Genomic DNA, 6,339 nt, shown 5'->3' on the forward strand with positions numbered 1-6,339 from the left:
GTGACCGTGTCCGTGCGGTGTCAGCGGTCCGGCGACTCGTACCGGTCGAGGTGATCGCGGAACCAGTCGAGCATGAAGCGTTGTGAGGCGATGCCGTAGTCGAGCGTCGCGCGCTGATGGGCGGCGAGGTCGCGGTGCTCCTCAGGGATCTCCAGCGTGTCGAGGTGCTTGTCGAGGGCCGAGAGCGCGGCGAGGTCGGTCTCGATGCGCGCCACGATGCGGCGGAGCACCGGTACGCGTTCGCCCGGTTCCAGCAGGCCGAGGAAGTAGAGCCTGGACAGCGCCGCGGTCTCCAGGTCGGGCCCGGCCGGCTCACCTGTCATCCACGCGCGGAACTCCGCACAGCCGGCCTCGGTCACGCGGTACACCTTGCGCCCCCTACGTCCGGCTTCGACGCTGGCGACCTCGATGAACTCCCGCGTGAGCAGGGTGTCCAGCGCGCGTTTGATGCTGCCGGAGCTGGCGCTGTAGAAGAGCGCGACGCCGGCCTCGAAGGCCTTGATGAGGTCGTAGAAGCTCTGCGGCGCGATCAGGAGCAGACCGAGGATCACATGGGACACCGGTCGAGTCTAGCGCTATGCCCCTTTTAGACATGTCTAGTAGACATATAGTCTTGTCGAGCCTCGCCCTCCTCGCGACACCGGGAGGGGCTTGACGACGTGTCAGGAACGCAGACAAGGACATTCACGTGACATCGCCGCTCGCCACGACTCGTGCTCATGACAATCACGTTCCCGCCGACGTGGACGCGCGGCTGACGGGCTTACTGGAGAACCTCGTCGCGCGACGCGGCATCCACCACGCCAACGTCGCCGTCACCAGCGGTGACGGGAAACACCGTTGGTCCGCCGCCTCCGGCCCCGCCGATCACCCGCTGCGTCCCGACACGCCGTTCTTCATCGCGAGCGTCACCAAGCGGTTCATCATCACGCTGGTGCTCCAGGCGCACGAGCGCGGCGAGCTCTCACTGGACGCCCCGATCACCCGCTATCTGCCGGCGGAGACGAGCACCGGACTCCACGTCCTCGGGGGAATCGACCGAACGTCCGCGATCACGGTGCGCCACCTCGCGAGTCACACCTCCGGCCTGCCCGACCACTTCGAGAAGCGCCGTGAAGGCCCCAGCCTGTACGACCGCCTCGCCACCGGCCTGGACGTGGCCTGGACGTTCGAGGACACCGTACGAACCACGCGCGAGCAGCAGCGCCCGCACTTCGCGCCGCAGAGCCTCGCCGCCGCCCGGCAGAAGGCCCGCTACTCCGACACCGGCTTCCAGTTGCTCATCCGGATCGTGGAGACGGTGACCGATCGCTCGTTCGCCGACCTCCTGACCGAACGCATCCTCGACCCCCTCGGCCTGACGCACACCTGGCTCCCAGGCCATCGCCCACCGGACCCGGCGACTCCGACGCCCTCGTCGCTCTACGCGAAACAGCGTTGCGTGGACCTGCCCTCGCTGATCGCGTCCTGCAACGACCTGTACAGCACCACCGCCGACCTCCTCACCTTCCAGCGAGCGCTGCTGAACGGCGAACTCTTCAGCGACGCCCGCTCTCCGGCACTGCTCACCGAACGGCGCAACCGCCTGCGTAACATCCCCATCCTCCGGTACGGCCTGGGCACCATGTTCTTCACAGTCGGCCGGCTCACATCACCGGCCCACCGCCCCGTCACACTCGTCGGCCACTCGGGCGCCACCGGGACCTGGCTCTTCCACTGCCCAGAACTCGACGTGCACTTGACCGGCACCGTCGACCAGACCAAGGGCCGGGCCATCCCCTTCCGCTTCATGGCCCGATGCCTGGGCGCCTGGCGCACGTAACCTCCTGCGGAACATTCCGGAGAACGTGTGCCGCAAGTTCCCGCTCATCGAGGCCCGCACCACACGCCACGCGCCGACCACTCAGCCCGTGACGCGTCCGCCCGCGCAGCGGGCACGGCATTCCCGCGGACGGTCAGGCGTCGATGGCGTCGCGGTCGACCTCGGCCGCGCTGTTGACGATGAACTCCCGTCGAGGCGCGACCTCGCTGCCCATCAGCAGGTTGAAGATCTGCTCGGCCCCTTCGGCGTCCTCGATCCGCACCCGTCGCAGGATGCGGTGGCGCGGGTCCATCGTCGTCTCGGCGAGCTGGTCGGCGTCCATCTCACCGAGGCCCTTGTAGCGCTGCACCGGGTCCTTCCAGCGCTTGCCCCGCCGCTCCAGGTCGCGCAGCACCTTCTGCAGCTCGGCGTCGGAGTAGCAGTAGATGTACTTCTCCTTGCCCCGGCCCGGGTTGGTCAGCTCGATGCGGTGCAGCGGCGGCACGGCGGCGAACACCCGCCCGGCCTCCACCATGGGCCGCATGTAGCGGTGGAAGAGGGTCAGCAGGAGGCAGCGGATGTGGGCCCCGTCGACGTCGGCGTCGGCCATGAGGATGACCTTGCCGTAGCGGGCCGCCTCGATGTCGAACGAGCGCCCCGAACCGGCCCCGACCACCTGGATGATGGCCGCGCACTCGGCGTTCTTGAGCATGTCGCTCACGGACGCCTTCTGGACGTTGAGGATCTTGCCGCGGATCGGCAGCAGCGCCTGGAACTCCGAGTCGCGCGCCAGCTTGGCCGTGCCGAGAGCCGAGTCGCCCTCGACGATGAACAGCTCGCTGCGGTCGACGTCGTCGCTGCGGCAGTCGACCAGCTTCGCGGGGAGCGCGGAGTTCTCCAGGGCGCTCTTGCGCCGCTGGTTGTCGCGGTGCTCGCGGGCCGCGATGCGGGCCTTGGCGGCGGCGACGATCTTCTCCAGCACGGACCGCAGCGGCTGCTTGTAGCCGCGCGGCGGGTTGGTGAAGATCTCCTTGAGCTCGCGGGAGACCACGTGGGAGACGATGCGGGTGGCCGCGGACGTGCCGAGCACTTCCTTGGTCTGGCCCTCGAACTGCGGCTCCGGCACCCTGACCGTCACCACGCCGGTCAGGCCCTCGGAGATGTCGTCCTTGGTGACGGGGTCGTCGCCGTTCTTCAGCAGGCGGGTCTCGCGCAGCACTTCGTTGATCGTGCGCACCAGGCCGCGCTCGAAGCCGGTGAGGTGGGTGCCGCCCTTGGGGGTGGCGATGACGTTGACGAACGACCGCACGGTGGACTCGTAGCCCTTGCCCCAGCGGATCGCCACGTCGACGCTCAGCTCGCGCTGCACCTCGGTGGAGGTCATGTGGCCCTGGTCGTCGAGGACCGGCACGGTCTCGTGGAAGTGGCCGACGCCCTGCAGGCGCAGCACCTCGCAGAGAGGCTCGTCGCGGGCCAGGAACTCGGTGAACTCGGAGATGCCGCCCTCGAAGCGGAACACCTCTTCGGTGCGCTCCTCGTGGCGGCTGTCGTAGACCGCCAGGGTCAGGCCGGGCACCAGGAACGCGGTCTGCCGCAGGCGTACGTGGATCTCGTCGAGGGAGACCTCGGCGTCGGGAAGGAAGATCTGCTTGTCGGCCCAGAAGCGCACGCGGGTGCCGGTGACGTTTCCGGGGAGCTCGGCGCCGAGCCGCAGGCCGGACTTCTTCTTGAACTTGGCCGTCGGCCCCTCGCCGTCGAACACGCCCGTCACGCCGCGCCGGAAGCTGATCTCGTGAACGCGCCCGTCACGATCGACCTGGACGTCGAGCCGCGAGGACAGGGCGTTGACCACCGAGGCGCCCACACCGTGGAGACCGCCGGAGGCGCCGTAGGAGCCCCCGCCGAACTTGCCGCCGGCGTGCAGCTTGGTGTAGACGAGCTCGACACCGGCCAGGCCGGTCTTGGGCTCGACGTCGACCGGGATGCCTCGCCCGTTGTCGCGGACCTCGATGGAGCCGTCGGCGTGGAGCTCGACCTCGATGCGGTCGCAGTAACCGGCCAGCGCCTCGTCGACGCCGTTGTCCACGATCTCCCAGAGGCAGTGCATGAGCCCGCGGCTGTCGGTGGACCCGATGTACATCCCCGGGCGCTTGCGGACGGCCTCGAGCCCCTCAAGCACCGAGAGGTGACGAGCCGTGTAACCCGCCTCCACTAGCGTCACTCCAGCTCCCCAGGTGTCAAGCATCGAACACGTCATCGAACACGTGTGCGTAGCTTACCGTTCTTCCCGTACGCGCGCGTACAAGCTTGCCATGGCAGAACGTTTGCCGTTACCAACCGGCTGATCATCATTACTTTCGGACACATTCTGCTCTGGGCGTAGAGAGGGGGCGGTTGGGAACGTCCACGTCCGGTTAGATGTTGTTCCAAGTGACTGACGCCAGATCCTCGCTTCGGCGGGGGTGACCCGAAAGGCGATACGTGACTGGAGCTCTCGCCCCCGTTAAGCCGCTGACGGCCCTCGACCGCTGCGACCGCTGCGGCGCCCAGGCCTACATTCGCGCGACCCTGCCTGTGGGTGGGGAGTTGCTGTTCTGCGCCCATCACGGGCGTCAGCACATCGCGGCGCTGCGCGAAAAGGGTGCCGACATCCTGGACGAGTCGGCTCGACTCAGCGAAACCCGATCAACCGCCCCCAACGACGAGCGCTGACCCAAGCGTTGGTCGTGTGAGATAACCACATATCTGCGTAACCAGAACGGCGACCCCGGCCACCGGGGCCGCCGTTCTGCATTCCCACCGCACCTCACGGCTCCGCTGGTGACACATCTCACAACCTTCCGGAACGGGGTCATACGCACACGGCCGCCGACCACACCACCCCCGTTCCGGTATTGGTCCCGGCCCTTCCCATAGGTCGATCGAGGGTGCCGCCCGGGCGTGTCCCGATCATGAACCGGCTCCTGAGCCAACGGGGCCTCTCACGCGACGTCAGCGCTTCAGCGGCCTCTCCACTGCCCCGCGGGGCGGCCCTTCGGCCGGTGGTCAGGCCCATTGGCGGCCGCCAGTCGTCCGACTCGTAGCCGGCTTGTGCTTGGGCCTCGCCTCGGCATCGACAATCGGACGTGTTGCGACAAGCGCGGTACTCGCCCGTCAGCGTTTTTCGCAGTGGCGTTGGTGAGACCGCATCGGTCTCAAGCGCGGTGCCCGCGTTGCTCCCGGACCAGCGGGAATGCCGCGTTAGTCCCGGCGCGCGCGGGCACCGCATCCGCCTACCTGGTCGTCACCGCTCGCAACGAGGGTGCTCAGGCTCTGTATCGGAGTGGCGGATTTCGGTTCCGAATTCGTCGTCCGCTACCGCTGACCGCATCCGTCGACCTCCGTGGCCTCGTCGGCCTGGTAGGTGGCGCTCGATGATGTGGCCCCTGACCGTCGGGCGGGCGGCGCTGAAGGGTCGTGTTGTATGGGCTCGTTGCCCGAGGCTTGTTGCCGGGGTTCGGCCCCAGGCGGCCCTGTGGGGATGGTCGGAGTCTACGGGGCCACGCGAGTCAGATCCCGGCAACGAGCCTCGCAACGTAGCCATGCGCTAGATCCCCAGCGCGGCGGCCAGGGGCAACACCGTGAACAGGCTGGCGCGAGGCCGACGCCGTGGCCGACGGTCAGGCCGGTCGCCGGCGTGCCTTGCGACAGCGCCCGCGCTACGTCCAGCCCCAGCCCCGTCCCCTTCAACGCCTACGAGGTCAACGGGGCCGTGGAGGTCAGCGGACGCGGTAGTGGTAGCGGGCGGCGAGTTCGAAACCCTCGCTCCGGTACAGAGCCTGAGCGCCCTCGTTGCGGGCGGTGACGACCAGGTAGGCGGATGCGGTGCCCGCGTGCTGTGTCAGAGCACGCAGGACCATGCGGGCCAGGCCGCGGCGACGGGCCTCGGGGAGCGTGGCCATGCAGTAGATGCCCAGCGTGTCGCCCTGCGGCACGGCCCGCCCCACGGCCAGCGCCACGCCGTCCTCCTCGAACGCCGCGTACCAGGCCGGCACGCCCGTGCAGACCCGCTCGGCCGCCTTCACACCGTCGTCGTATCGGCCGTCCACGGCCCACCACGTCTCCAGCCAGCCGTGCCACGGCCGGTCCTCGATCCGCACCTCCTTGTCGGGCGCGCCCTCGGTCTCGGGACCGGCCTCGGGGGGACGTGCCATGATGCACGTCGGATCCACCAGCTCGTAGCCCCGGCGCTCCAGTTCCTCGTCCAGCCCGCGCGTGGCACCGGGGCCCACCGAGAACACGCAGCGCGCCCCACGCTCGCCGTAGAACGCCTCCGCCGCTCTGATGGCACCGTCCAGGTCGGCGGGCGTGTTCAGCGCCAGTACGGAGTTGGCCCGCTTGGTCACGCCGCCGGCGTATCGCAGCAGCCACCCGTCGTGCGACTGCTGCTCGTAAGCGGGCCAGGCTTCGTGGACGAGAAGGTCGAAATTCACGCGCGCAGCCTAACCGACCAGCCAACTCCCGCCTCCCGCCACCCCACAACCCGTCCCGGATCGGGG

The 6,339-nt window shown here is 68.7% G+C and carries 5 protein-coding genes; 2 read left to right on the forward strand and 3 right to left on the reverse strand.

What is annotated here, in order from left to right; genetic code table 11:
• Positions 1-20: 20 nt before the first annotated feature.
• Positions 21-560 (reverse strand): PadR family transcriptional regulator, encoded by a 540-nt coding sequence (locus tag C1J01_RS04625; RefSeq protein ID WP_111176310.1) that lies wholly within the window; start codon positions 558-560, stop codon positions 21-23.
• A 128-nt stretch (positions 561-688) separates the two neighbouring features.
• Between C1J01_RS04625 and C1J01_RS04630 the strand changes: the two genes are divergently transcribed.
• Positions 689-1,822 carry a serine hydrolase domain-containing protein gene (locus C1J01_RS04630; RefSeq protein WP_111176312.1) on the forward strand — a complete coding sequence of 378 codons (1,134 nt, stop codon included), beginning with the start codon at positions 689-691 and terminating at the stop codon, positions 1,820-1,822.
• Between the two features lie 133 nt (positions 1,823-1,955).
• Here the strand turns inward: C1J01_RS04630 and C1J01_RS04635 are convergent, their stop codons facing one another.
• Positions 1,956-4,022, reverse strand: coding sequence for a DNA gyrase/topoisomerase IV subunit B (locus C1J01_RS04635; protein WP_235854252.1), 2,067 nt, complete (start codon positions 4,020-4,022; stop codon positions 1,956-1,958).
• A gap of 260 nt (positions 4,023-4,282) precedes the next feature.
• Between C1J01_RS04635 and C1J01_RS04640 the strand changes: the two genes are divergently transcribed.
• On the forward strand, positions 4,283-4,513 hold the full coding sequence (locus C1J01_RS04640; RefSeq protein WP_111176316.1) for a DUF7455 domain-containing protein: 231 nt from the start codon (positions 4,283-4,285) through the stop codon (positions 4,511-4,513).
• A 1,046-nt stretch (positions 4,514-5,559) separates the two neighbouring features.
• Here the strand turns inward: C1J01_RS04640 and C1J01_RS04645 are convergent.
• A complete protein-coding gene (locus C1J01_RS04645; RefSeq protein WP_111176318.1) occupies positions 5,560-6,273 on the reverse strand; it encodes a GNAT family N-acetyltransferase in 714 nt (237 codons plus the stop codon).
• Positions 6,274-6,339 lie beyond the last annotated feature (66 nt).

The organism is Nonomuraea aridisoli, assembly GCF_003236395.1.
Classification (GTDB): domain Bacteria; phylum Actinomycetota; class Actinomycetes; order Streptosporangiales; family Streptosporangiaceae; genus Nonomuraea; species Nonomuraea aridisoli.